We start from the raw sequence: 25504 nt of genomic DNA, 5'->3' as shown, positions 1-25504 counted from the left end.
ATCTGTGCAGGAGTCTAGTAGGCGCCGCGCGCAGGACTATAATTTGAGCCATGCCACTTAAAGATAAAAAGCAAAGTCCCCGGGAAGTCTGGGAGACCCTCCAAGCCGGCAACGCACGCTTCCGCGACAACTCTCCGTTGCACCCGCACAGTGACGAGGAACGGCGCGCCGGCCTGCGCGATGGGCAAGATCCCCGCGTGGTGGTCCTGTCGTGCTCGGATTCCCGCGCGCCTGTGGAGATCCTCTTCGACCTGGGTCTGGGGGATGCTTTCGTCATCCGCACCGCCGGGCACATCCTGGATACCGCGGTGAAGGGCTCGCTGGAATACGCCCTGGAAAACCTGAACTGCAACCTGGTGGTCATCTTGGGCCACCAGTCATGCGGCGCGGTGGCCGCCACCGCTTCTGTGGTGGATCAGCAAGCCGAACTGCCCGCCGGCTTCCAGCGCGCGATCATTGAAAAGGTCGCCCTGTCGACGCTGAAGCCCAAGCGCGCCGGCAGCTCGAGCACCGACGACTACGAGCGCCAGCACGTGCGCGAGACCGTCGACCAGCTAGTGGCCAGCCTCTCGGTCCTGGAGCGCAAGGTCGAGGAGGGCACCGTCGGCGTCGTCGGCGCCCGCTACCTGCTGGAGGATTCCACGGTCGAGACCCTGGTGACCCACGGGCTGGACTGAGCTGCGAGACCGCTGGTCATTTGAAGACACGCCCCACCAGCTGCCAGCCGTCGCCGCTGCTGAGGCAATAAACTATAAGCCGTGACTAACCGTAGCCCCCAGCAGAAGCGCCCCCTGCCCAACGAGATCTACCAGCGCCGCCGCGTCGCGGCGTTGGTCATCATCGTCGTGGTCGTCGTTCTGCTGGTCTGGGGGCTGAGCATGGTCGGCGGCTCTGGCAACGACGAGGCGACCGAGCCGGCCGCCGAGACCACCTCGGAGTCGACGCCGGCGGCGGAGACGGAAACCACCGCGGTGGAGTCAGAAACTGAGTCCGAATCTCAGTCGGAGACTGAGTCCGAGACCGAATCCGAGTCTGCCCGCGAAAGCGAAGACGCGGAAGCGAGCTCGGAGCCGGTGGCCGCTGATGCGAAGGACACCTGTCAGCTGGCTGATCTGAAGATCACCGCGAGCAGCGACAAGGCCACCTACGGCGAGGGCGAGCTGCCCACCTTCTACATGACGGTGGAAAACCCCACCAAGGCCGACTGCCAGATCAACCTCGACGATCAGGAGCTGCGTTTCGAGGTCTACAACCTGGGCACCAACCAGCGGATGTGGGCGGACACAGACTGCTACCCGTCGGTGCAGGAGGGTGAACAGGCCTTCGAGTCCGGCAAGAAGCGCCACTTCCAGGCGACCTGGTCGCGGCAGACTTCCGCCCCGGAGCAGTGCAACGACCGCTCCGCCGTGGAGCCGGGCGGCTACTACCTCCACGCCGTCATCGGCGACAACCCGTCGGCGGCCTACACCTTCAACCTGTCCTAGGGGCTGACCAGCTCGATGGCCTCCCGCAGCGTCTGCGCCTGGCGCACCTGCAGGGTGGTCTCCAGGTTCTTCGTGGCCGGGACGATGGCGGCCTCGTAGCCCAGCCGGGCGGCCTCACTCAGCCGGCGCGCCAGGTTGGGCACCGGGCGCAGCTCGCCCGCCAGACCGACCTCGCCGATCACGACGGTGCGCGGCGGCAGCGGCTGCTCGTGCAGGGAGGACCACGTGGCCAGCGCGACCGCTAAATCTGTGGCTGTCTCTGAGATACGCACCCCGCCAACTGTGGCGACGTAGGCGTCCTTATCATTGGTGCGCTGACCGGCCCGGGCCTGCAGGACCGCCAGCACCATCGGCACCCGGTTGGTATCCAGGCCGGTGACCACGCGGCGCGGGTTCTTGGCCACCGGGTCCACAGTCAGGGCCTGGACCTCGGCCAGGATGGGGCGCACGCCGTCCATGGCCACGGTCACCGCGGAACCGTCCGGGGTGGTCCCGCGGTGGGAGAGGAAGAGCCCGGACGGGTCGGCTACCTCGCGGATGCCGGTGGCGGTCTGCTCGAAGCAGCCGACCTCATCCGTGGCGCCGAAGCGGTTCTTCATGCCGCGCAGCATTCGCAGGCTGGACTGCTTGTCGCCCTCGAAGTTCAAGACCACGTCGACCAAGTGCTCCAGCACCCGCGGGCCGGCCACGTTGCCGTCCTTGGTGACGTGGCCGACCACCAGGATGGGGATGCCCGTCGATTTGGCGAGGGTGGTCAGCGCCGCGGTCACGGCCCGGGACTGGGCCACGCCGCCGGCCACGCCCTCCACGCCGGGCGCCTGCATGGTCTGGACCGAGTCCACGATGATGAGCGAGGGTTGGGTCTGTTTGACGTGCCCGAAGACGACGTCCAGGTTGGACTCGGCCGCCAAGTACAGGGTGTCCTGGAGCGCGCCGGTGCGCTCGGCGCGGGCGCGGACCTGGCCCGCGGATTCCTCCGCGGTGACGTAAAGCGCGGTGCGGTCCTGCTGGGTCCAGCGGGAGGCGACCTCCAGCAGCAGCGTGGATTTGCCCACGCCGGGCTCGCCCGCCATGAGCACGACGGAGCCGGGGACGATGCCGGTGCCGAGCACTCGGTCCAGCTCCGAGATGCCGGTTTTCTGCGTGCGGGTGGCCGAGGCGGTGATTTTGGTCATCGGCTGCGCCGGGCTGGACGGGGTCAGGCCCTGCGGCGCGCTGGTGGTCGCGGCCGCCGGGCTGACCGGCGTGGATTCCTGGAACGTACCCCACGACCCGCACTCCGGGCAGCGCCCCAGCCACTTCGGGGAGACGTAGTTGCACTCGGTACAGGTATGGATGGGACGCTGCTTCTTTGCCATGTCCCTAGCTTAAAACACGCCCCGGACATTACCGCAGATACAACAAATCCCCCGGCCGTAGCCAGGGGAGATGGGAAAGCTAGTGCTTAGTGGCCGGAGGGCTCCTCGGTGGTGTAGCCCTCGGTGGACTCGACGTCGCGGTTGTACTCGCCGGCTTCCTTCTGGGAGGCGGCGATGGTGGCGTTGACCTCGATGTCGCCGTTGGAGAACTGGAAGACCACGGTGCGGTGGCCGGCGTAGCCGAAGTCATCATCCTGCATGGTGGTGGCGACGTACTGGATGTCCTCGGACTCAGCCTGCGGCATGTTGTCCAGGTTCTCCTGGGAGTCGCCCACCAGGCGCTGGTCGCGGTTGATGGGCTTGAGGGAAGCCGGCTGCAGCTGGACTTCCTGGCCGTCCACGGTGACGGACTCTAGCTCGGCCGCCTGGTCCTCGTAGCCCTGGTTCACGGCGGTGAACTTCAGGGAGGCGTGCTGGTCGTCCGGCTCGACCAGAATGGTCACGTCGCGCACCGCAATCAGGCCATCTTCGGTGGAAGCTTCGGAGCCGTCAACGGCAGCGACCTGGTCGGCGGTCTGGGTGACATGGCCGGCGGAGCAGGAAGCCAGCGCCAGCGCGGACGCAGCGGTAACCGAAACGATGACACCGCGACGGGCGGCAGACTTCAGGGACTTCACTTTGGGTTGTCCTCCATCAACTAAAGATCACAGGGATTTGTCGATTATCAAGCCTAGTATTTTTTCCAGCCAAGTACACAGTTTTCAACCCCAACGTGACCTAGCCCCCGCTCTAGGGAGGGCAATTGGGGGTGTACTTTTGGGGGATGTAGCCGGCCGGACCCGGGGGAGGTGCCGCGTGGTAGAATATTTGTCCTATGTGCCTGCCAGGCAGGCTTTAGGGGTACCTCTTTAACAATCGAGCAAGGAGTGGCAATGGAGTTCAAGGTCGGAGAGGTGGTTGTTTACCCGCACCACGGCGCTGCGGTGATCGAAGACATTGAGCAGCGCGAAATGGGCGGCGAGAAGCTGGAGTACTTGGTGCTCCACATCAACCAGTCCGACTTGGTTGTCCGTGTGCCCTCCAAGAACGCCAAGAAGGTCGGCGTGCGCGACGTGGTGGGCAAGGAAGGCCTGGAAAAGGTCTTCTCCGTCCTGCGCGAAGAGGACGTGGAGGAGGCCGGCAACTGGTCTCGCCGCTACAAGGCCAACCAGGAGCGCCTGGCCTCCGGTGACATCAACAAGGTCGCCGAAGTCGTGCGCGACCTCTGGCGCCGTGATCAGGACCGGGGCCTGTCCGCGGGCGAGAAGCGCATGCTGGTCAAGGCCCGCCAGATCCTCGTCGGCGAGCTGGCCCTGGCCAAGCCGGTCGATGACGCGAAGGCGGACAAGATGATGGACGAAATCAACGCCACCATCGAGCGCCACCGCGCCGCCGGCCTGGTTGAGGACAAGTCGGTGACTACCGACGTCGACACCGACGACGTCGACCTGGGCGACCTGTCCTTCGACGACGAAGACTAATGACTCGCCGGGTTATCGCGCTCATCGCCGCCGCCGGCAGCGGCACGCGGCTGGGCGCTGAGCTACCGAAGGCCTACGTCGAGCTGGCCGACCGCAGCCTGCTGGAACGCTCCGTCCAGGCGATGATTAACTCCGCCGTGGTGGACGAGGTCGTCGTCCTCATCAACCCCGTCATGCGCGCCCACGCCGAGCGCGCCCTGGCCCGCCAGGTCAAGGAGATCCCGCTGCGCTTTGTCGCCGGCGGCGGCGAACGCGCCGACTCGGTCTGGGCTGGGCTGCAGGCCATTGAACACGAAGACGCGGTCGTGCTGGTCCACGACGCCGCCCGCGCGCTCACGCCCCCGGGGATGATTAGCCGGGTCGTGCGCAAGGTGCTGGACGGGGCGCCGGCCGTCATCCCGGTGCTGCCGGTCGCCGACACCATCAAAGAGGTGGCGGCCGGGGATACCTCCCGGGTGCGCTCCACGCCGGACCGCAGCCTGCTGCGCGCGGTCCAGACCCCGCAGGGCTTCGACCTAGCCACCCTGCGCCGGGCCAACGAGGCTTATTTTGCCGCCAAGTCCCGCGAGTTCGTCGCCACCGACGACGCGAGCCTCATGGAATGGTTCGGCTGCCCGGTCGTGACGGTGACAGGTGATGCCATGGCATTTAAAATCACTACCCCTATAGATCTGCGGCTGGCTCAAGCCGTAGTATCTGAGGCTGAACCCACAGTTTTTGAGGTGCCTAATGAACGAACCGATTCTGCCCAAGGTGGGCATCGCTAGCGACGCCCACCAGATCGAAGCCGGCAAGCCTTGCTGGATAGCCGGTCTGCTCTTCGCCGACGACGACGGCTGCGAGGGCCACTCCGACGGGGACGTGGTCTCCCATGCCTTGGTCGACGCCCTCCTGTCGGCCGCGGGGCTGGGGGATCTGGGCTCGTTCGTGGGCGTGGGCCGGGCCGAATACGACAACGTATCCGGAGCCCGCCTGCTCACCGAGTGCCGGGAATTCTTGGTCGCGCACGGCTACCGGATTGGCAACGCTTCCGCGCAGCTCATCGGGCAAACCCCGAAGATGGGGCCGCGGCGCGAGGAGGCCGAGCGCACCCTCACCGAGGTCCTGGGCGCTCCCGTGAGCGTTTCCGCTACCACCACCGATCACCTGGGCTTTACCGGCCGCAAGGAAGGCCGTGCGGCCATTGCCACCGCCCTGGTGTATTCCTGCCGGGACTAATCTTTCGGTTTTTTAAAAAAGCTAAGGAGTAAAGCGCCATGGACAAGGTCATGGGACCGCTGCAAAAGCTCGGAAAGGCGCTGATGGGCGCGGTGGCGGTGCTGCCGGTCGCGGCGCTGATGACCGGCATCGGCTACTTCCTCGACGCCCGGGGAGGTGAACGCTTAAGTTTCTTGGCCTCCGTCTTCCAGCAGGCCGGCGGGGCGGTGCTGGATAACCTCGGCGTGCTCTTCGCCATCGCCATCTCCTTCGGGCTGGCCAAGGACTCCAACGGCGCGGCCGCGCTGTCGGGCTTCCTCGGGTTTTTCACCGTCACCAAGCTGGTCGGTCCGGAGGCCGTGGCCAACTACCGCGGTATCGAGGACCCTGCCGCCCTGGAGGGTGACCAGGCCCTCGAGTGGGCGGCGCAAGGCTGGGACGCGGTCGGCCCGGCGAACGTGCTGCTGGGCATCTTCGTCGGCGTGCTCGCCGCGTGGACCTACAACCGCTTTCATGCCACCAAGCTGCCGGACGCGCTGGCGTTCTTCTCCGGCCGGCGCCTGGTTCCCATCTTGACCTCCCTGTTTTCCATAGTGCTGGCCGGGGTATTCTACTTCCTCTGGCCGGTGCTGTATACCGCCTTCTTCAACTTCGGCCAGTGGATCCAGGGCATGGGCGCCATCGGCGCCGGCGTCTACGGCGTGTCCAACCGCCTGCTCATCCCGACCGGCCTGCACCACGCGCTGAATGCCATCTTCTGGTTCGACGTGGTCGGAATTAACGACATCGGCAAGTTCCTGGGCGGCGCGGACACCCTGGCCGCCGCCCAGGCGGCTGGCGATGCCGCCTCCTGCCCCGGTGTCTGGGATGGATCGAGCTGCGAGGTCGTAGGCGTTATCGGCCAGTACCAGGCGGGCTTTTTCCCCGTGATGATGTTCGGCCTGCCGGGCGCGGCGCTGGCGATGACGCTGCGGGCCAAGCCGACGCGCCGCAAGGTGGTCGGCTCGCTCATGCTGGCCGGCGCGCTGGCCTCTTTCCTCACCGGTGTCACCGAGCCCATCGAGTTCTCCTTCATGTTCGTAGCACCCCTGTTGTTCGTGGTGCACGCGATCCTGATGGGGCTTTCCATGGCGATCGCCTCCTTCTTCGACTGGACGGCGGGCTTCGGCTTCTCCGCTGGCTTCTTCGACATGCTGCTGTCCTCGCAGAACCCGCTGGCCAACCAGTGGTGGATGCTGCTGGTGATGGGCGTGGCCTACTTCTTCATCTACTTCGGGCTCTTCTACTACCTCATCGGCAAGTTCAACCTGAAGACCCCGGGCCGTGGCGACGACGAGGAAGACGGATCGAGCGACGAGGCTGACGGCGCGGAAGGCGACGACAAGCTGGCCGCGCAGGCCGCCCGGATCCTCGACGGCCTCGGCGGGGCGGAAAACCTCAACACGATGGAGTACTGCACCACGCGCCTGCGCACCACCGTGCACGACCCGCAGCTGGTTAAGGAGCAGGCGCTCAAATCCGCCGGCGTGGCCGGGGTCTACCGACCTTCGGCCAAGGGCGTGCAGGTCATCATCGGGCCCAACGTGCAGTTCGTACACGACGAGGTGCGGCGCCAGATGGAGCACCCTGTGGCGGTGTCGTCCCCGGCTCCCGCTCCAGCTCCTGCTCCCGCTGATTCTCCGGAAAAGGCGGGCGTGACGGAGCTGTCCGCGCCCACCGAGGGCAAGGCCATCCCGCTGGAGGAGGTGGCTGATCCCGCCTTCGCGGGCGGCCAGGTGGGCCCCGGTTTCGCCATCGTGCCTGGCAACGAGGACGAGCTGATCGTGGCCTCCCCGGTGGCCGGCGAGGTCACCATGGTGGCCAAGACCAAGCACGCGGTCGCAGTGCGTAGCGCCGAGGGCCTGGACGTGCTGGTCCACATCGGCATGGACACCGTGGGCCTGCGCGGGGCGGGCTTCGAGGTGCTAGTCGACCGCGGGGACGCGGTGGAGCCGGGCCACCCACTGGTGCGGGTGGATGCGGCCGCCCTGCGTGAGCGCGGCATCGACCTGACCACCCCGGTGGTCGTGACCAACAAGAAGAAGGTCTCTTCCACCGCGCTGATGCGCGCCGGGGACGTGGCCGTGGGCCAGCACGTGATGGAGGTAGAGTACCGCTAATGGCCGGTTGTACTATCTCCGCCCGGCTCACCGACGGCCGGGCCGAGCCCTACCCCGCGCGGGTGCGCGTGGATGCCGAGGGTGTTGTCGAAAGCGTGGAGCGCCTCGAGTCTTCCCCCGGCAAGCTGGGGGTAGTCGCGCCGGGCCTGGTGGACGTCCACAACCACGGCGGGGCGCGCGGGGCCTTTCCCACGGGCACGCTCGCCGAATGCCGGCAGGCAGCCGAATTCCACCGCCAGCAGGGCAGCGTCCACCTCCTGGCGAGTTTGGTCTCCGGGACGGAGGAGGAGCTGACCCGCCAGGTCGGCGTGCTGGCGCCGCTGGTGGCCGAAGGCGTGGTGGACGGGATCCACCTGGAGGGCCCGTTCATCCACACCGCCAAGTGCGGGGCGCAGGCCCCGGACCGCATCCAGGACGGCGACCCGGCCATGCTGCGGCGCATCCTAGAGCGCGGCGCCGGGATGGTCCGCCAGCTGACCTTCGCCCCGGAAACGCCCAACGCCCGGGCGCTGGTGGACGCGTGCGTCGAGTACGGCGTCATCGTCTCCCTGGGGCACACCACGGCGGATTTCGTCACCACCGCCGGTGTCCTTGACTACGCGGTCGCCCGCGGTGCGACGGTCACGGCCACGCACCTGTTCAACGCCATGCCGCCGCTGCACCACCGCCAGCCCGGGGCCGTGGGCGCCATGCTCGCGGCCGCCGCCCGCGGCGAGGTGGCCGTGGAAGCCATCGGCGACGGGGTGCACCTGGCCGACGGGACAGTGGACGTCATCGCCTCCTGCGCCGGCGACGGCCTGATGCTCATCACCGACGCGATGGAGGCCGCCGGGATGCCGGACGGGGCCTACAAGTTGGGCCCGCTCGACGTCGTCGTTGCCGGCGGGGTGGCCCGGCTGGCCGGCGTCGGCGGCGCCATCGCGGGCGGGACGAGCACCCTGGCCCAGCAGTTCGTGCGGTTTAGCGCCCGCCACGGGGCGGCCGCCGCGGCGCGGGCAGCAGCGGTGAATCCCGGCCGCCTGCTGGGCCTGGACCAGGCGCGCGGCCTGCAGGTCGGCCAGCCCGCGGAATTCGTGGAATTCGACCCCGCCGGGGCCGTTCGCACCGTCTTCGCCGGCGGCACGCGATTGCGGGGATAATAGGGGGCACGCGGTAGTAGGCGGAACAAAAGGACGGGAGGCGGCAAGCATGGAGGTCATCATCCGGGACAGCGCGGCGGAGGTCGCGACGGTGGCCGCGGACATCCTGGGCGGGTATTTCCGCCCCGGCGGGGTCATCGGGGTGGCCACGGGATCGACGCCGCTGGCCACCTACGCCGAGATCATCGCCCGCGCGCGAGCCGGGTGCCTGAAGACCCGCGGGGTGGAGTTTTTCGCCCTGGACGAATACGTCGGGCTGGGCCGCGACCACCCGCAGAGCTACTACCAGACGCTGCGCTGTGAGCTCATCGACCCCCTGGGGGTTGAGCCGGCGCGGCTGCACGTGCCGGATGCGGCCGCGGCGGAGTGCTACGAAGACGAGATCGCGGCGGCCGGCGGAATCGACTGCCAGCTGTTGGGGGTGGGCAAAAACGGACACATCGGCTTCAACGAGCCGGGCAGTTCGCTCAACTCCCTGACCCGCTGGAAGACGCTGCACCCGCAGACCGTGGCGGATAATTCTCGCTTCTTCGCCTCCGCCGAAGAGGTTCCGCGCCACGTCGTCACGCAGGGCCTGGGCACCATTCAGCGCGCCGGCCACCTGCTGCTCATTGCCACCGGCGCAAACAAGCAGGACGCGGTCGCCGGGCTGGTCGAAGGACCCTTGAGCGCGGCATGTCCGGCCTCCATCCTGCAGTGGCACCGGCACGCCACGGTGGTGGTGGACGCGGCCGCCGCGGCCGGCTTGCGCAACCGCGAATATTACGAGTTCGCGGAGGCGAATAAGCCCAACTAGGACGGCAGATACGGTTAGGTAGAATTGCTGTTGTGACTTTGCGTATCTATGACACTGCGTCCCGTAACCTCCGCGATTTTGAGCCGCTTCGCCCCGGTCACGTGTCGGTCTACCTGTGTGGGGCCACCCCGCAGGCCAAGCCGCACATCGGGCACCTGCGGTCGGGGGTCGCCTTCGACATCCTGCGCCGCTGGCTCATGGCCAAGGGCTGGGACGTGGCTTTCGTGCGCAACGTGACCGATATTGATGACAAGATCCTGATCAAGGCCGCCGACAACGGCCGCCCCTGGTGGGAGTGGGTGTCCACCTACGAGCGCGAGTTCACCGCCGCCTACAACATGCTGGGCGTGCTGCCGCCGTCCGTGGAGCCGCGCGCGACCGGGTTCGTGACCCAGATGGTCGACTACATGCAGCGGCTCATTGACAACGGCTTCGCCTACGCGGCCGATGGCTCGGTCTACTTCGACGTTAACGCCTGGACCAGGGCGGAAGGCTCCGACTACGGCAGCCTGTCCGGCAACCGCGTCGAGGAGATGGAGCAAGGCGAGACGGACAACGCCGGCAAGCGTAACGCGCTGGACTTCGCGCTGTGGAAGGCCGCCAAGCCGGGCGAGCCAGCCTGGCCAACGCCGTGGGGTAAGGGCCGCCCCGGCTGGCACCTGGAGTGCTCGGCGATGTCCACCTACTACCTGGGCTCTGAGTTCGACATCCACTGCGGCGGCCTGGATCTGCAGTTCCCGCACCACGAGAACGAGATGGCGCAGTCCCACGCGGCCGGGGACGGCTTCGCCCGGTACTGGATGCACAACCACTGGGTGACCATGGCGGGCGAGAAGATGTCGAAGTCCCTGGGCAACGTGCTCAGCGTGGACAACATGCTGGAATTAGTCCGGCCTGTGGAACTGCGCTATTATCTAGGCTCCGCGCACTACCGCTCGGTGTTGGAATACTCCGAGGCCGCGCTCACCGAGGCCGCGGCCGGCTACCGCCGTATCGAGGACCTGGTCAACCGCTTCCCGGACCTGGCGCTGGGGGAGTGGACCGACGCCTTCGGCGCCGCGATGGACGAGGACATCGCCGTGCCCAAGGCGCTGGCCGAAATCCACACCACCGTCCGCGCCGCGAACAAGGAACTGGCGGCCGGCAACGAGAGTGCCGCCAGGAAGCTGGCGGAATCCGTGCGCGCCATGGCCGCGGTGCTGGGCTTCGATCCGCTGGATGAGGAGTGGGCGGCGGACACGGGCTCTTCGGCCGCCGATGCCGCCCTGGATCAGCTGGTCCAGGCCGAACTCGACCGGCGCGCCCAGGCCCGCAAGGACAAGGACTTCGCCACCGCGGACGCGGTGCGCGACCGGCTGGCCGCGGCGGGCATTACGGTCACGGACACCCCCGACGGCGCCACCTGGCAGCTGTCTTAAGACTTTTGAATACCTAGGAAGGACCACCAATGGCACGCACGCACGGTCGAGGCGGGGCTGGCACCCGCAAGACCAACAAGAAGGGCCAGGTTAAAGGCTCCGGCGGCCAGCGCCGCCGCGGCCTGGAGGGCAAGGGCCCGACGCCCAAGGCGGAGGACCGCGTCTACCACGCCAAGCACAAAGCGAAGCTGGCCCGCCAGCGCCGCGACTCCGGGCGCCACGTCAAGGAGACCCCGGAGATGGTGGTGGGCCGCAACCCGGTCATCGAGTGCCTGCACGCTCGCGTGCCGGCCACGGCGCTCTACATCGCCCAGGGCACCAAGAACGACGAGCGTCTGTCCGAGGCGGTGGCCATGTGCAACACCCGGAACGTGCCCATCCACGAGGTGCCGCGCCACGAGATGGACCGCATGACCGGCAACGGCATGCACCAGGGCATCGGCCTGCAGATCCCGCCCTACAAGTACGCCGAGGTCGAGGATCTCATGCAGCAAGTCCGCGACACCGGGGAGACCGGGATGTTCGTCATCCTGGACAACATCACCGACCCGCGCAACCTGGGCGCGGTGGTGCGCTCGGTGGCGGCCTTCGGCGGCCACGGTGTCATCATCCCGGAGCGCCGCTCCGCATCCGTCACCGCGGTGGCCTGGCGCACCTCCGCGGGCACGGCGGCCCGCCTGCCGGTGGCGCGCGCCACCAACATCACCCGCACGGTGCAGCAGTTCCAGAAGAACGGCTACCAGGTCGTCGGCCTCGACGGCGACGGCGATCACACCCTGGACAGCTACGACGGCGGCACCGACCCGGTGGTCATCGTCATCGGCTCCGAGGGCAAGGGGATCTCCCGTCTGGTGCGCGAAAACTGCGACGTCATCATGTCCATCCCGATGTCCCCGGGCGTGGAATCCCTCAACGCGTCTGTCGCAGCCGGCGCCGTGCTATCCGAGTTCGCCCGGCAGCGCCGCGCGGCCCGCTAGGCCGAAGAAATCCGCGGCCACCTCGGCCGCGATAAAATCCTGGGTGTTGGGGCCCAGCCGCGGGTCCACCTCGTTGCCAGACGGCACCACGTGGCCCAGCCCCTCCATGGTCCACAGCACCACGGGGGAATCTCCGCCCCAGGTCTCGGCGCGCACGCCAGGGTAGGGGCGGCTGGTCTCCGGCTCGGGAGAAGCGCCGTTGAGCTCGGCGAGTCGGGTGGCGGTCTCTGCAGCCGAGGTCACCTCGCCGCGGGTGCGCCGGGCATCCAACCCGGCCGTGCCGCCGGCGTAGGGGGCATACGGATCCTCGGTGCCGTGCAGCAGCAACACCGGGGTCGGCTGCAGGGCGGAGTCCGGGTTCTTGGGGCGGTGGTTGTCGCCGCGGCCCAGCGTCGAGGCGAAGATGCAGGCGGCGCTGAGCAGCCCGGGGGCGTCGAAGAGCAGACGCAGGACCATCTGCCCGCCGTTGGAATACCCGCAGGCGAAAACGCGCCCGGCGGAGTAGTCGCGGCGCAGGCGCTCGACCAGCGCCCGGGTGAAGCCGACGTCGTCGACGTTTTCCTCGCGCGCGGTGACCGGCAGGATGCCGCGGGCGTCGTTGAAATGGCGGTCCACGCCGTCCGGGTAGGCCACCAGGCAGCCGCATTTTTCGGCCAGCTCGTCGAAGGTGCCGTTGGTGAACCGGCGGGAGACGTTGGCAGACTGCAAGGAACCGTGGAAATACAGCACAATGTCCGGGTTGTCCGGGAGGTTATCGGGCTCTATGAGCAGGTATTTGCGCGTCCTAGATTGGTGTTCTAGTTCTTCCCGGTGCAGCGTGTATCCCATAGCTTGCCAGTCTAGTCCCTACTCCTGCGCCGAACAGTGCTGCTGGGCGGCGGTCTCGTCGCGCTGGGCGTGGCGCCCGCGGCGCCAGCCGATGGCCCGGCAGAACAGGTAAATGACAAAAGAAATAGTGGTCACGAACACGGAGACCGGCAGGCCCGGCGCCAGCGAGAGCACCAGGCCGCCGACGGCAGAGATCTCGGCGAAGACGGTGGCCCAGAGCACCGCGCGCACGGGCGAGGAGGTTATCTGGACCGCCGCCGCGCCGGGCGTGATAAGCAGCGCCATGACCAGCAGAGAGCCGACGATCTGGACCGACTGGGAGGCTGCCAGGCCCACCAGGATGGCGAAGAGGACGGAAAGGCTGCGTACGGGCACGCCGGCGGCCGCGGCCATGGCCGGGTCCGCGGAGGCAAAGAGGAGGGGGCGCCAGAACAGGGCCACCGCGCCGACGACCAGGGCGGTGGTGCCGGTCAGCCACCAGACCGAGGCCTGGGACACGCCGACGATCTGTCCGGTCAGCAGCGTCATCGCGGTGGTGGCGTTGCCGGGGTAGAGGTGGATGAAGAGCACCGATAGGCCCAGTCCGAAGCTCATCACCACGCCGATGGCGCTGTCCTGCTGCCCCTTGAATCCGAGCGTGGCCAGCACGATGGCCGCGACGATGGCGCCGGCCACCGCGCCGAAGCCGATGTTCAGGCCGAAAAGCAGGGCGGCGGCCGCGCCCATCAGGGCGAGCTCGGAGGTCGCGTGCACGGAAAAGGACATCTGGCGCAGCACGATGAGCGAGGTCATCACGCCCGACAGCACGCCCAGGAGGGCGCAGGCCACCAGGGAATTCTGGACGAAGTCGACGCTGAGTAGGTACTGGGTGTCCTCGACAAAGCGGGAGAAATCCATCTAGATCACCAGCATCCTTCCGTCGATCTCAACAACCTTGACCTCCGCCCCGTAAAGCTCGGAGAGCACCTCGGAGCGCATAACCTCGTCCACGGTGCCGAAGACGTGGCCCTGCGGGGCGAGGTAGAGCACGTGGTCGACCACGTCGAGCACCGGGTTGATGCTGTGGGTGACGAAGACGATGGAGGTATCGCGCTCTTTCCTTAGGCGCTGCAGGTGGGCCACCGTGGCCTGCTGCCGGGCGGGATCGAGGGAGAGCAGCGGCTCGTCCGCTAGGATGAGCTGCGGGTCCTGGGCCAGGGCCTGGGCCTGGCGCACCAGTTGCTGCTGACCGCCGGAAAGGCGGCCGACCCGGCGGTTGGCGATGCCGGTGGCGCCCACCGCGGCGAGCAGCTCGTCCACTCGGGCCCGGTCGGCCCGCCGGTTGCGAACCACCCCGTGTGCGAGCGCCAAGGAGACCAGGTCCCGCGCGCGCATGGGCAGCTCGGCCGGGAACATGCGCTGCTGCGGGATAAACCCCACGCGCGCGTTGACATCGACGCGCCCGCCGGTGAGCTGGCGGGTGCCCAGGATGGTGCCCAGCAGCGTGGATTTGCCCACGCCGTTCGGGCCCAGCAGGGCGATGAATTCGCCGGGCTGGATGTCCAGGCTGAGCCCGGACCACAGCGGGTCAACCGCGGCGTCGGTGAAGCTAACTAGCGCCATTTATTTGCTCGCCGCGGCGAGATCATCCACCACCTGTTCGTAGTACTCCAAGAAGTTCGTGTCCTTCGGTGGGGTCTCACCGATTTCGACGATGGGCAGGTCCTTGTCCTCGGCGGCGTCCTTGATGCGGGCGGTGAGATCCGTTTCCGTCTGAGGATTATAAATGAGCACGTCGACCTTGTCCTCGTTGACCTCGCCCAAAAAGCGTGCCAGGTCCGCGGCGGTGGGCTCGCCCTCGGCGACGGTGGCCTTGCGGTACCCGTCCGGCGTGGAGTCGGTCGCCGGGGTGTTCTTCATCAGGTAGTCGGCGATCGGCTCGGTCTGCGCGTAGCGGAACGAACCGATACTCGCCAGCTTGTCCTGGATGGCCTCGGCCTCCTGGACCACCGCGTCCGCGGAGGCGTCCTTGGTCTCGGAGAGTTCGTTGAGGCGGTCGGCGGTTTCCTTGGCGACCTTCTCGATGGCGGCGGCGTCGTACCAGATGTGCTCGTTGCCCTCGATGTTGGTCACCTCGCCCGGGTGTTCCTTGGCCTCGGCGGCCGGCATGACGTCCGGCTCCTCGTCGAGGGCGCCGTGGTCAGTCAGCGGCAGCGCGGAAATGATGTCGTCCTGGTTGGACAAGGCCTGGTACATCCAGGCGTCGTAGCCGCCGCCGTTGGCGATGACCACGTCGGCCTCGTCGGCCCGCGCCAGGTCCGCTGCGGTGGGCTCGAAGTGGTGCGGGTCGACGTCGTTGCCCTCGACTAGGGCCTGGACCTCGACGTCCAGTTCCGGCGAGCTGTCCGCGACCGCCTGGGCCACATCCGCCCAGATGGAGGTGGAGGCGACCACCTTCAAGGTGTCAGCGTCGTTGCCGTCCGCACCCGAGCCGGAGCAGGCGCTTAAAGTCAGCGCGCCGGCGGCGAGAAGGGCGACGGGGACGAGTTTGTTCTTGGCAACATGCATGTTCCCCAGTTTGCACTTGTTGAAAATTGTTGTCAAATGGAAATGAGTTGAAAATACGGGGCATCGGCAGCCGGTAGGGTAGGAGGCATGGTCAAACGCAGTCCGCAGCGCAAGACGCTGGCATCACTAGCCGCCGAGCTGGGCGTTTCCCGTACCACGGTCTCGAATGCCTACAACCGGCCGGACCAGCTGGCCCCGGCCACCCGGCAGCGCATCCTGGCCGCCGCGGCCGCCCGCGGCTACCCCGGCCCCGATCCGACGGCGCGCAGCCTGCGCACCCGCCACGCCGGGTCCTGGGGAGTGGTGCTGACCGAGCACCTGTCCTACGCCTTCGAGGATATGGCCTCTGTGGACTTTCTGGCCGGGCTCTCCGAGGCGACTACCGGGACGGACTTCTCGCTGACTCTTATCCCCGCCGGGCCGGACACCACCGGCCGGGAGGCCAGCGCCGCCGAGCTGCTCGGCCGCGCGAGCGTCGACGGCTTCGTCATCTACTCGGTGGCCGCGGGGGACCCTTACCTGGCCGCCGCGCAGGCCCGCGGGCTGCCCGTCGTGGTCTGCGACCAGCCGGTGGACACTGGCCTGCCGTTCGTCGGCATCGACGACCACGCCGCCATCGCCCCAGCGGCCCAGGCGCTTATCGATGCCGGCCACCGCCGGATCGGCATCCTGTCCATCCGCCTGCGCCGCGCGCGCCTCGACGGGCCCGTGAGCCCGGCGGACCTGGAGGCGGCCGAGATGCACGTGCAGCGCTCCCGCGTGCAGGGCGCGCTCGAGGTCTTCGCCGGCGCCGGCGTGGATCCTGCGGGGGTGCCCGTGGTGACCCGCCACCTCAACACCCCGGCCACCGCCCGGGAGGCCGCGGCGAAACTGCTGGAGGGCAACCCGGGGCTGACCGCCGTGCTGTGCACGACGGACTCCATGGCTCTTGGCGTTTTGGACTACGCCGCCGAGCGCGGCTGGAGCGTGCCCGGGGATCTCTCCGTGACCGGATTCGACGGCATCGAGGTCGCCCGCCTGCGCGGGGTGGCCACGGTCCAGCAGCCGAACAAAGCCAAGGGCGCGGCGGCCGGGCACCTGCTGGCCAGGCTCATCGCGGGGGAGCCGGTGGCCCGCCCGCGCAAAATCCTAGGAACGACCTACAGCCCCGGCACGACGGTCGGCCAGCTCGGTTAGGAAGGCCGCCACCGCGTCGATATCCGCCACCCGTAGCTGGGCGGCCGTGTCCCCCTCGCCGACCTTCACGCCCACGTCCGTGGCCGAGTCGAGGGCGCGGAAACCGGTCTCGTCCGTGACGTCGTCACCCAGAAAGACCACGCCGGAAGCGCCCAGCTGCCGGCGGGTCTCAGCGATCCAGGAGCCCTTCGTGGCGGTGGAGGCGGAAAACTCGACCACGTTCTTACCCTCGGTCACGTGCAGTCCCGGCGCTTCCAGCCGCAGGGCGGCCTCCAGGGCGCGCGCGGCCGCGTCTGGGTCGCGCTGGGAGAGCTCCAGGGCGTGGAAGACGCGGTGGACGGGCTTGTATTCGATATAGGTGCCCGGGTGCTGGGCGGACAGCGCCTCCAACCGCTCGTCGACGGCCGCGATTTTGGCAGCCGCATCCGCAAGGGCCGGGTTGTCTATCCCCTCGGTCTCCGCGCCGTGGGAACCGCCCAGTAGCACGGGGGCTCTCAAGGGGAAGACTTGCTTGAGCCCGTCTAGATGGCGGCCGGACAGCGCCGCCACGGTGGTGCGCGGCAGCCGGGCCAGCCGCTCCAGGGCGGCCAGCGAATCCGGGTGGGGTGTGACCGCATAGATATCGGCGGCAAAACCGGTCAGGGTGCCGTCGAAGTCGCTGACTATCAGCAGCTGATCGGTAGTGGCGAGGCGGTCGAGAGCAAAGGCATAATCCATGCCCTCCAAACTACCGCGCGCCCGGCCGGTTAGAGCGAAACGAATTCCACCGCCGGGCTGTCGACCTTGCCGTCGCGCAGGGTGAGCACCAGCTGGTTGTTCGGGTTGATGGAGATGTCGAATTCGCGGTCTGTGGCGATAAGCCGGGACAGGCTGTTGTGCGCCCAGGCGGCCTCGCCCGTGCAGTCCTCGCTGCGCTCGTCGTAGCTGACCTCGTCGAAGCGTAGGTAATCAGCGTCGCGCACGTTGGCGGCGTCCTCTCCCTCGATGTAGGAGACCTTGGCCACAAACCGGGCACAGCCGGTGGTGCCGACCGCCGTGGACTCGCCGAAGCTGATGGACGGCACGTTGGTCACCGCCTCGGAGATGGTCGACAGGGCCTCCGGATCCGTGTAGATGCCGGTGACCTGCCAGTCCTTGCCGACGATACGCTCGTCGCCGGGGGCGGTCGGCGCCGGCGGTTCGGAGTCCCCGCAGCCGGCCAGCACCAGCGCGGCGGCGGCCAGGCAGGTCCCGGCCTGGGTCATAGGCTTCATTTGGACTTGGCCTCCCCGAGGGCCTGCAGGAAAGCCTGTGCCCACACTTGGACGTCGTGGTCACGTACCTGGGCGTGCAGGGCTTGCATATTGGCCTCCATGGTCTCTGGGTTCTCGCGCAGCCCGACCACCGCCTGGCGGAGGGCGGACTTGACCGATTCGATATCAAACGGGTTGCACAGGTGGGCCTGCTCCAGCTCGTCGGCCGCGCCGGCAAACTCGGACAGCACCAGGGCGCCGGAGCCGTCCCGGTGGCAGGCGACGTATTCCTTGGCCACCAGGTTCATGCCGTCCTTAAACGGCGTGACCAGCATGACGTCGGCCAGGCGGTAGTACTGCCGTAGCGCCGGCTTCGGCACCGAACGGTGGCTGTAATGGACCACCGGCTTGCCGATGCCCCCGAAGCGCCCGTTGATGCGCCCGACGGCTTCCTCCACCGCGGAACGGGTCTGCTGGTAGTGCTCGATGCGCTCGCGCGAAGGCGTGGCGATTTGCACCAGGACGACCTTCTCCGAGTCCAGCGCGCCGGTTTCCAGTAGCTCCTCAAAAGCGCTTAGGCGCTGGAGGATGCCCTTGGTGTAGTCCAGGCGGTCCACCCCCAGGATGACAGTTTCCGGGTTGCCCAACTCCGCGCGCAGGCGCTCGACCTCGGCGACGTCCGCCTCGGTCGCCGGCGGGAAGTCCCCCATGTCGATGGAGATGGGGAAGGCCCCGACCCGGGTGAACCGGCCGTCGGGTGCTTCGACCTGCGCGCTGGCGCGCCGGGTGGCCACCTTCCCGCTCACCCGCAGCCCCTGGGCCTGGGCCAGGCCCAGGAAGTTGTGCACGTTGGACTCCAGGTGGAAACCCACGACGTCGGCGCCGAGCAGCCCTCGGATGAGCTCCTCGCGCCAGGGCAGCTGGCGGAAGAGATCCGCGGGTGGGAAGGGGATGTGCAAAAAGAAGCCGATGGTCAGATCCGGGCGCAGTTGCTCCAGGATGCCGGGCAGCAGCTGCAGCTGGTAGTCCTGCACCCACACGGTCGCGCCCTCGGCGGCGACGCTGGCCACCTCGTTGGCAAAACGCAGGTTGACGTCGCGGTAGGTGGCCCACCACTCGCGGTGGTAGGAGGGGGTCACGATGAGATCGTGGTAAAGCGGCCACAGGGTTGCGTTGGAAAAACCCTCGTAGAACTCCTCGTAGTCTCGTTGGGACAGCCGCACCGGGTGCAGGTGAATACCGTCGTCCGTCGTAAACGGCTCCGGGGCGGCGTCGGCCACGCCGGGCCAGCCCACCCAGCAGCCTTCCTGCTCCCGCAGGACCGGGGACAGGGCAGCGACCAAGCCACCCGGGGAGGCCTTCCATTCCTGGGAGCCGTCCGGGGTGGTGACAAGGTCAACCGGCAAACGGTTGGCCACGACCACGAACTTGTTGGTACCGGCCATGGCGGGTCCTTAAGACTTCTTCGTCGACTTCTTGGTGGACTTCTTGGAAGCCTTTTTGGTGGATTTCTTAGTCGACTTCTTGGTCGATTTCTTGCTGGTCTTCTTGGTGGACTTCTTGGAAGCCTTCTTGGTCGACTTCTTCCCGGCCTTCTTGGTGGACTTCTTGGTCGACTTCTTCGGCTCGGGCTCGCCGTATTCGGCCAGCACCTTCTTGTGAACCAGGCCGTCCGGTTCAACCCCCAGCATGGACATCAGGGTCACGCCGTCCAGGAAATCCTCGGCATAGGTGGCGACCACGCGGCGGGCGGCTGCGGCGGTCTCTTCCTCCACGGCGTTCATCTGCTCAACGTTGGGCTGGGTGTCAGTGACCTTGGGTGGCACGTATTCCTCCTACGGTGCGACGGCGCTAAATAAGCTAGTAGCTTCAGACCGTATATTGTACGCTACCGGCCTGGCTCAGCGCTGGTCGGGATCCGCGTGGGCGGCGTAGAACTCCTCGGTGCCCGGCGTGGTGTAGATGGTGTCCTCACGCAGTGGCTGCGGCTGGGCCGGCCACTCCGTGCGCTGCGGCCAGTGATCGTCGATCTCTCCGGCATCCACCTGGGCCTGCCACTGCTGGGTGGCGGTCTCGTCCTGGCGCTGGCGCGCCTGCTGTGCGGCCGTCGGCGGCTTCGGGCCGTGAACCGGTGGGGGAACCGGGCGCTCCTGGCGGGGCGCGAACGGCGACAGCGGCACGCGCGGGATGCGCGGGCGGCTGTTGGCCAGGCGCGTGGCCTGGTGGAAGGAGTACCGGCCCAGGCGCTTGAAGGCGGAGTAGGGGCGGAAGTACTTCGGGCGACGCAGGCGCCGCGCACCACGCTCGCCGAAGACCACACCGGCGGCGAGCGCGCCGGCAATAGCCAGGGCGGTAACCAGGTTGGTCATGCCGGTGATCATCTGCTCGTTCAGCGCGGCGTACATGCCGCGGTAGAGCGTCAGGCCGGGCAGCATGGGCGTGTAGCCGCAGATCATGGTCACCAGCGGCGGGATCAGGAAGCGGCGGGCCATCAGGCCGCCGGCCAGACCCACGGCCACGGCGGAGATGCCACTGGCAATGACCGTGGAGACCCCGAAGGGGATGATGACGAAGTAGTAGAAGAACATGCCGGCCGCGGCGGTCAACCCGGAGATGATGGTCTCCGACCAGGAGGCGTAGCACGCCCACGCAAACCCGGCCGAGCCCACGCCGCCGCACAGGATGAGCAGCGGGATCTCGTGATAGACCGGCGGGGCGATGGTCGCCAGCGGCGGCAGGGTAAACCCGATATAGTCCACGAACTGGATGCCCACGCCGACGCCGGCGATGATGGCGCCGGTAGACAGCAAGGCCTCAAAGAAGCGCGCGGAGGACGTCACCGGGGCCTTGGTGATGCCGTCGACCAGGCACTGCACCAGCGTCAGGCCGGCCACCAAGACGACGATGCCCATACCGATGACCTGGCTGGGTGAGAAGGTCAGGCCAATACTCGACGCCACGCGGTAGAAGAACGCCGCGGGCACGACGGCGATGAACCCGCCGACCATGTTTTGGTAGAAGGGCGGTAATCGGAATCTGCCCAGCCACGCGTTGACAGACATGATGAGCAGGGCCACGAAGAAGGAGACGACGCCGACGAAGATGTCGCCGCCCAGCATGACGGAGAACGTCCCGCCCATCACGCCCCAGCCCAGCAGGGAGGAACGCACGCTGCGCGGCGGCTTCATGGCCTCGATGTCGTCGAGCATCTTCTCCGCCATCGCCGGCGGGGTGGCGCCCGAGTGGATGGACCGGATGAGCCGGTCCACCGCCGCCAGCCGGGAGAAGTTCACGTCCAGCCCGCTGGCGACCCGGAAGACGGTCACCGGCCGGCGATCGGAGCCGGTGCCGATATTGGTGTGGATGGTAATCGTATTGAGCACGATCCCCACGTGGCAGTAGTGCAGGCCGTAGGAGGCCGCCGCCAGGTAGACCTGCGCGCGGGTGTCGGAGTTCGACGTGCCCGAGCAGATCAGCAGATCGCCAATTCGGGCGGCGATCTCCATGACGCCGGTGACCTGGGCCGGGTCGGTCAGATCAATGGGTGCCAGCGGGGAGGGTGGCGGCGCGGCCTTCGCCGCATCGATAGTGGCGATACTGCTGCTGTTGCCCGGAAAAATGCCGCGCAACTTGGAAAAAACTGACACGAGCTATCCTTTAGCGAGCTGGAGTGAAAACGGGTGAAATAAGGAATCTACCCGGAAGCCTAGTGCCTTAAAAGTGCTCACGCATAACCCGCCCTCACCCGCGCCTTTTAGGTACCCGTTCAGCCCCATCGCCGCCACTCTTTTCGTCCCCGAAAGCCCGTAAGGTAGCATTTACACGTCGTCACGGAGTGAAACCCACCCGTGCCGAAGGCTGGAGTGGCGCAATTGGTAGCGCAACGCACTTGTAATGCGTAGGTTGCGAGTTCAAGTCTCGTCTCCAGCTCCAAAACGCCATCTCAAAGAAGTTTCCGGAAGCAGAGGCTTGATACCGATCGCCCAAGTGTCCAGAAAATGTCCAAAATTGGCCGCGACTCCCGAGCTTAGTTTTCCTCTGGCAGCTGGCTAAGCATGAACTCAATGAGCTTGGCGCGGTTGTCGGCGCTGAGCTTGGTCTCGGTGATGTGATCGTGGATCCAGAGGCCCTCGCCCATGATGAGGGCGATGAGTTCGGTTAGATCGGCATCGTTAGCGATTGCGGCGGCTGGGTCGGGGCCCCAGCGCGGGCTGACGGATTCCCAGGGGGCGGAGTGCTCCGGTTCGGTCTGGGCGTGGATATTCATCAGCAGCGGCTCGGTCAGCTGGCGCTGGCGGCGGGCGGAGAAGAATCCGCCGATGGCGCAGACGATGAGCGTGCCGGCTACCATGCCCCAGTTCGGTTCGGTGCTGGCCGCGGACTTGATGGCCATGACCAGGCTGGACAGGGTGACCAGGGCCAGCAGCGAAGAGATGAGGTCCCAGTGCTTGTCCGGGTTGGTGATATTCGGCGGCGCCGAAGATCCACAGGCCGTACACGAACATGCGGCGGTGGCCGATTTTGTCGCCCAGCGTTCCGGTGCCCAACAGCAGGCCGGCGAGCACCAGCGCGTAGGCGTTGATGATCCACAACTGCTGGGTGGAGTCGGTGTGGAGCTGCTCGTTGAGCGCGGGCAGCGCGGTGTAGAGGATCGAGTTGTCGAGCCCCACCATCAAAAGGCCGGAGGAGATAACGGCGAAGAAGGACCAGCGGGCGCCCTTAGACATGGTTTCCTCGGGGCGCAGAGTCGTCGTTTGTATGCCGAATACTGTAACGACCGTGCGGTACTGTTTGTAACCCGGAGGGCGTGGAGTGGCGGAAATCATAAAGATGCGCCGCCTGTGAGAAGGTGAGCCTTATAACCGCTGAATATGGATATTTGGCCGGTTTGAGAGCACAATGGCGAAGGAGATTAATTAATAGCCAAAGGAGTTGAATTATGGCTCGTTCATACGCTGAACAGTTGGTAGCGATGCTAGAAAAGCAGGGCATCCGCCGTATCTACGGTTTGGTAGGCGACTCGCTGAACCCGATCGTCGACGCCGTGCGCCAGTCGGACATCGAGTGGGTACACGTCCGTAACGAGGAAGCTGCAGCGTTCGCCGCTGAGGCCGACTCCCTGACCACCGGCGAGCTGGCCGTGTGCGCGGCCTCCTGCGGCCCCGGCAATACCCACCTCATCCAGGGCCTGTACGACGCCAACCGTAATGGCGCCAAGGTGCTGGCCATCGCCAGCCACATCCCGTCCCGTCAGATCGGCTCCACCTTCTTCCAGGAGACCCACCCCGAGTCCATCTTCCAGGAGTGCTCCGGCTACTGCGAGATGGTTAACTCCGCCGAGCAGGGCGCGGTGGTCCTCCACCACGCCATCCAGTCCACCATGGCCGGCAACGGCGTGTCCGTCCTGGTCATCCCGGGCGACGTCACCACCCAGGAAGCCGACGATGACACCTTCACCGACTCGGTGATTTCCACCGGCCGTCCGGTCGTCTACCCGGACCCGCGCGAGGCCGCCGCCCTGGCCCAGGCCATTAACGAGGCCAACAGCGTGGCTCTGTTCGTGGGCGCCGGCGTCAAGGACGCCCGCAAGGAGGTCCTCGAGCTGGCACAGAAGGTCAAGGCCCCGATCGGCCACGCCCTGGGTGGCAAGATGTACATCCAGTACGACAACCCCTTCGACGTCGGCATGAACGGCCTGCTGGGCTACGGCGCCGCGCACGACGCCACCAACGACGCCGACCTGCTCATCTTGCTGGGCACGGACTTCCCGTACAACGACTTCCTGCCCAAGCACAATGTGGCCCAGGTCGACATCAACGGCTCGCACATCGGCCGTCGCACTAAGATCTCCTACCCGGTGGTCGGTGACGTCGCCGCCACGCTGGCCAACATCCTGCCGAGCGTCGAGGAAAAGACCGACCGCTCTTTCTTGGACAAGATGCTCAAGGAGCACTACCGCAAGCTCAACCACGTGGTGGAGGCCTACACCAAGGACGTGGACAAGCAGACCCCGCTGCACCCGGAATACCTGGCGGACATCATCGACGACGAGGCTGACGACGACGCCATCTTCACCGTGGACACCGGCATGTGCAACGTCTGGGGTGCGCGCTACATCACCGCCAACGGCAAGCGCCAGCAGATCGGCTCCTTCCGCCACGGCACCATGGCTAACGCCCTGCCGCAGGCCATCGGAGCCCAGGCTGCCAACCCGGACAAGCAGGTCATCACCTTCTCCGGCGACGGCGGCCTGTCCATGCTGATGGGCGAGCTGCTGACCGTGAAGCTGCACAACCTGCCGGTCAAGATGTTCGTGTTCAACAACTCCTCACTGGGTATGGTCAAGCTGGAGATGCTGGTCCAGGGCCTGCCGGAGTTCCAGACCGACCACGCGCCGGTCAACTACGCCAAGATCGCGGAAGCCGCCGGTATCAAGTGCATCCGCATCGAGGACCCGAAGAAGGCCCGCAAGCAGATCAAGGAAGCCATGGCCTTCGACGGCCCGGTCCTGATCGACATGATCACGGACCCGAACGCGCTGTCCCTGCCGCCGACGCTGACGTTCGAGCAGCTGCTGGGCTTCTCCAAGGCCGCCACCCGCACCGTCTTTGGCGGCGGCGTGGGCAAGATGCTGGGCATGGCTAAGTCCAACTTGCGCAACATCCCGGCCTCTGTGGTCTAGGGTTTTCGAGGTCTAGTACCACGCGTTTTCGGTGAAAACTGCGGGCCCAGCACGGCTGGGCCCGCTTTTCTAACTCACAGGGTTCTTGCAGTAACCGGTCAGTACCTTTGATAATTGAAGTGGCAGACTGCTGTGTAGTAGCTGAGAGAACCAGATTCTCTCCTAGCAGCCCCGTACCGGGCGCGGACTTCGTCTCGAGTAGGTCCGCGGTACCGGCGGGCTGAAAGGTCCCAATAGTAGAAAGCGATGGTCACAACAATGGACGACAAGAGCACCGAAAACGTTAAAATCCTCGTCGTAGACGACGAGCCCAATATTGTCGAGCTGCTGACCGTGTCCCTGAAATTCCAGGGCTTCGACGTGCGCACGGCCAGTTCCGGCACCGAGGCGCTGCGGATTGCCCGCGAGATAAACCCGGACGCCTACATCCTGGACGTCATGATGCCGGGCATGGACGGCTTCGAGCTTCTGGGCAAGCTGCGCTCCGAGGGCCTCGACGGCCCAGCGCTCTACCTGACCGCCAAGGATAGCGTCGAGCAGCGCATTCACGGCCTGACCATTGGCGCGGACGACTACGTGACCAAGCCCTTTAGCCTGGAAGAGGTCATCACCCGCCTGCGCGTCATCCTGCGCCGCGGGGCCAGTGTGGAGGACGAGTCCAACAACGCGACTATGTCCTACGCCGACCTGACTCTCAACGACGATACCCATGAGGTCACCAAGGCGGGCAAGATCATCGATCTTTCGCCCACCGAGTTCAACCTCCTGCGCTACCTCATGCAGAACAAGGAGGTCGTTTTGTCCAAGGCCAAGATCCTGGACAACGTCTGGCACTACGACTTCGGCGGCGACGGCAACGTGGTCGAGTCCTATATCTCCTACCTGCGCCGCAAGATTGATACCGGCGACACCCCGCTCATCCACACCGTCCGTGGCGTGGGCTACGTGCTGCGCACCCCGCGCAGCTAAAACCCGTCCCTGACCTTCAAGA

The 25504-nt window shown here is 66.7% G+C and carries 24 protein-coding genes, 1 tRNA gene and 1 pseudogene; 14 read left to right on the top strand and 12 right to left on the bottom strand.

Annotated elements, in window-relative coordinates; all coding sequences use genetic code 11:
• Positions 1-50: 50 nt before the first annotated feature.
• The gene (locus HMPREF3067_RS05150; RefSeq protein WP_070768655.1) at positions 51-677 is read left to right on the top strand and encodes a carbonic anhydrase; all 627 of its coding nucleotides are present in this window, start codon (positions 51-53) and stop codon (positions 675-677) included.
• Between the two features lie 81 nt (positions 678-758).
• The gene (locus tag HMPREF3067_RS05145) at positions 759-1484 is read left to right on the top strand and encodes a hypothetical protein (RefSeq protein ID WP_070768654.1); all 726 of its coding nucleotides are present in this window, start codon (positions 759-761) and stop codon (positions 1482-1484) included.
• On the opposite strand, the gene radA is transcribed toward HMPREF3067_RS05145, so the two are convergent.
• Complete coding sequence (radA, locus tag HMPREF3067_RS05140) at positions 1481-2842, bottom strand: DNA repair protein RadA (protein WP_070768653.1); 1362 nt, start codon at positions 2840-2842, stop codon at positions 1481-1483. The genes HMPREF3067_RS05145 and radA overlap by 4 nt on opposite strands.
• An 86-nt stretch (positions 2843-2928) precedes the next feature.
• Positions 2929-3519 (bottom strand): hypothetical protein, encoded by a 591-nt coding sequence (locus tag HMPREF3067_RS05135; RefSeq protein ID WP_070768652.1) that lies wholly within the window; start codon positions 3517-3519, stop codon positions 2929-2931.
• Positions 3520-3774: 255 nt separating this feature from the next.
• Here HMPREF3067_RS05135 and HMPREF3067_RS05130 point away from each other — a divergent pair, with 255 nt between their 5' ends.
• The 8 genes from HMPREF3067_RS05130 to rlmB are packed head-to-tail and all read left to right on the top strand — an operon-like array spanning position 3775 to position 12048.
• Positions 3775-4362, top strand: coding sequence for a CarD family transcriptional regulator (locus HMPREF3067_RS05130; protein WP_070768651.1), 588 nt, complete (start codon positions 3775-3777; stop codon positions 4360-4362).
• On the top strand, positions 4362-5129 hold the full coding sequence (ispD, locus tag HMPREF3067_RS05125) for a 2-C-methyl-D-erythritol 4-phosphate cytidylyltransferase (RefSeq protein ID WP_070768650.1): 768 nt from the start codon (positions 4362-4364) through the stop codon (positions 5127-5129). The genes HMPREF3067_RS05130 and ispD overlap by 1 nt, the downstream gene beginning before the upstream one ends.
• The gene (ispF, locus tag HMPREF3067_RS05120; RefSeq protein ID WP_070768649.1) at positions 5092-5580 is read left to right on the top strand and encodes a 2-C-methyl-D-erythritol 2,4-cyclodiphosphate synthase; all 489 of its coding nucleotides are present in this window, start codon (positions 5092-5094) and stop codon (positions 5578-5580) included. Before ispD ends, ispF begins: the two co-directional genes overlap by 38 nt.
• Before the next feature lie 38 nt (positions 5581-5618).
• Positions 5619-7718, top strand: coding sequence for an N-acetylglucosamine-specific PTS transporter subunit IIBC (nagE, locus tag HMPREF3067_RS05115; protein WP_070768648.1), 2100 nt, complete (start codon positions 5619-5621; stop codon positions 7716-7718).
• Positions 7718-8857 (top strand): N-acetylglucosamine-6-phosphate deacetylase, encoded by a 1140-nt coding sequence (locus tag HMPREF3067_RS05110; protein WP_070768647.1) that lies wholly within the window; start codon positions 7718-7720, stop codon positions 8855-8857. The genes nagE and HMPREF3067_RS05110 overlap by 1 nt, the downstream gene beginning before the upstream one ends.
• Positions 8858-8906: 49 nt before the next feature.
• Complete coding sequence (locus tag HMPREF3067_RS05105) at positions 8907-9653, top strand: glucosamine-6-phosphate deaminase (protein ID WP_070768646.1); 747 nt, start codon at positions 8907-8909, stop codon at positions 9651-9653.
• A 32-nt stretch (positions 9654-9685) separates the two neighbouring features.
• Entirely contained in the window at positions 9686-11071 is a 1386-nt protein-coding gene (cysS, locus tag HMPREF3067_RS05100; RefSeq protein ID WP_070768645.1) for a cysteine--tRNA ligase, read from the top strand.
• 29 nt (positions 11072-11100) lie between these two features.
• A complete protein-coding gene (rlmB, locus tag HMPREF3067_RS05095; protein ID WP_070768644.1) occupies positions 11101-12048 on the top strand; it encodes a 23S rRNA (guanosine(2251)-2'-O)-methyltransferase RlmB in 948 nt (315 codons plus the stop codon).
• Here rlmB and HMPREF3067_RS05090 read toward each other — a convergent pair.
• From HMPREF3067_RS05090 to HMPREF3067_RS05075, 4 genes are read right to left on the bottom strand one after another with little or no spacing between them, the layout of a single operon-like run.
• On the bottom strand, positions 12010-12876 hold the full coding sequence (locus HMPREF3067_RS05090) for a CE1 family esterase (RefSeq protein ID WP_070768643.1): 867 nt from the start codon (positions 12874-12876) through the stop codon (positions 12010-12012). The two genes, rlmB and HMPREF3067_RS05090, sit on opposite strands and share 39 nt — an antisense overlap.
• Before the next feature lie 18 nt (positions 12877-12894).
• Positions 12895-13773: a metal ABC transporter permease gene (locus tag HMPREF3067_RS05085; RefSeq protein WP_070768642.1), complete on the bottom strand. Its 879-nt coding sequence runs from the start codon at positions 13771-13773 to the stop codon at positions 12895-12897.
• Positions 13774-14478 carry a metal ABC transporter ATP-binding protein gene (locus tag HMPREF3067_RS05080; RefSeq protein ID WP_070768641.1) on the bottom strand — a complete coding sequence of 235 codons (705 nt, stop codon included), beginning with the start codon at positions 14476-14478 and terminating at the stop codon, positions 13774-13776. It abuts the gene before it with no gap.
• On the bottom strand, positions 14479-15423 hold the full coding sequence (locus tag HMPREF3067_RS05075; protein ID WP_070768640.1) for a metal ABC transporter solute-binding protein, Zn/Mn family: 945 nt from the start codon (positions 15421-15423) through the stop codon (positions 14479-14481). It lies immediately after the preceding gene.
• A gap of 87 nt (positions 15424-15510) precedes the next feature.
• Between HMPREF3067_RS05075 and HMPREF3067_RS05070 the strand changes: the two genes are divergently transcribed.
• On the top strand, positions 15511-16599 hold the full coding sequence (locus tag HMPREF3067_RS05070; RefSeq protein ID WP_070768639.1) for a LacI family DNA-binding transcriptional regulator: 1089 nt from the start codon (positions 15511-15513) through the stop codon (positions 16597-16599).
• On the opposite strand, the gene otsB is transcribed toward HMPREF3067_RS05070, so the two are convergent.
• The 5 genes from otsB to HMPREF3067_RS05045 form a co-directional block, all read right to left on the bottom strand.
• Positions 16552-17316, bottom strand: coding sequence for a trehalose-phosphatase (otsB, locus tag HMPREF3067_RS05065; protein ID WP_070768638.1), 765 nt, complete (start codon positions 17314-17316; stop codon positions 16552-16554). The genes HMPREF3067_RS05070 and otsB overlap by 48 nt on opposite strands.
• 29 nt (positions 17317-17345) lie before the next feature.
• On the bottom strand, positions 17346-17852 hold the full coding sequence (locus HMPREF3067_RS05060; protein ID WP_070768637.1) for a hypothetical protein: 507 nt from the start codon (positions 17850-17852) through the stop codon (positions 17346-17348).
• Positions 17849-19276 (bottom strand): alpha,alpha-trehalose-phosphate synthase (UDP-forming), encoded by a 1428-nt coding sequence (locus tag HMPREF3067_RS05055; RefSeq protein ID WP_070768636.1) that lies wholly within the window; start codon positions 19274-19276, stop codon positions 17849-17851. The genes HMPREF3067_RS05060 and HMPREF3067_RS05055 overlap by 4 nt, the downstream gene beginning before the upstream one ends.
• Positions 19277-19285: 9 nt before the next feature.
• A complete protein-coding gene (locus HMPREF3067_RS05050; RefSeq protein ID WP_070768635.1) occupies positions 19286-19657 on the bottom strand; it encodes a hypothetical protein in 372 nt (123 codons plus the stop codon).
• Between the two features lie 75 nt (positions 19658-19732).
• Positions 19733-21478: a threonine/serine exporter ThrE gene (locus HMPREF3067_RS05045; protein WP_070768634.1), complete on the bottom strand. Its 1746-nt coding sequence runs from the start codon at positions 21476-21478 to the stop codon at positions 19733-19735.
• Between the two features lie 210 nt (positions 21479-21688).
• On the opposite strand from HMPREF3067_RS05045, the gene HMPREF3067_RS05040 reads away from it, so the two are divergent.
• Positions 21689-21764 (top strand) — tRNA-Thr (locus HMPREF3067_RS05040).
• Between the two features lie 334 nt (positions 21765-22098).
• Here HMPREF3067_RS05040 and HMPREF3067_RS11490 read toward each other — a convergent pair.
• Positions 22099-22558 (bottom strand): annotated as a pseudogene (locus tag HMPREF3067_RS11490) (MFS transporter); the annotation flags it as partial.
• Positions 22559-22770: 212 nt separating this feature from the next.
• On the opposite strand from HMPREF3067_RS11490, the gene HMPREF3067_RS05030 reads away from it, so the two are divergent.
• Together HMPREF3067_RS05030 and HMPREF3067_RS05025 are read left to right on the top strand one after the other, a co-directional pair.
• Positions 22771-24513 carry a pyruvate dehydrogenase gene (locus HMPREF3067_RS05030; RefSeq protein WP_070768632.1) on the top strand — a complete coding sequence of 581 codons (1743 nt, stop codon included), beginning with the start codon at positions 22771-22773 and terminating at the stop codon, positions 24511-24513.
• A gap of 246 nt (positions 24514-24759) precedes the next feature.
• A complete protein-coding gene (locus HMPREF3067_RS05025) occupies positions 24760-25482 on the top strand; it encodes a response regulator transcription factor (protein ID WP_371259772.1) in 723 nt (240 codons plus the stop codon).
• Positions 25483-25504: the final 22 nt, after the last annotated feature.

It is taken from the genome of Corynebacterium sp. HMSC04H06 (assembly GCF_001815935.1).
Classification (GTDB): Bacteria; Actinomycetota; Actinomycetes; order Mycobacteriales; family Mycobacteriaceae; genus Corynebacterium.
Note: the sequence above shows the minus strand (reverse complement) of the source record. Positions and strands in the feature narration are given on the sequence as shown.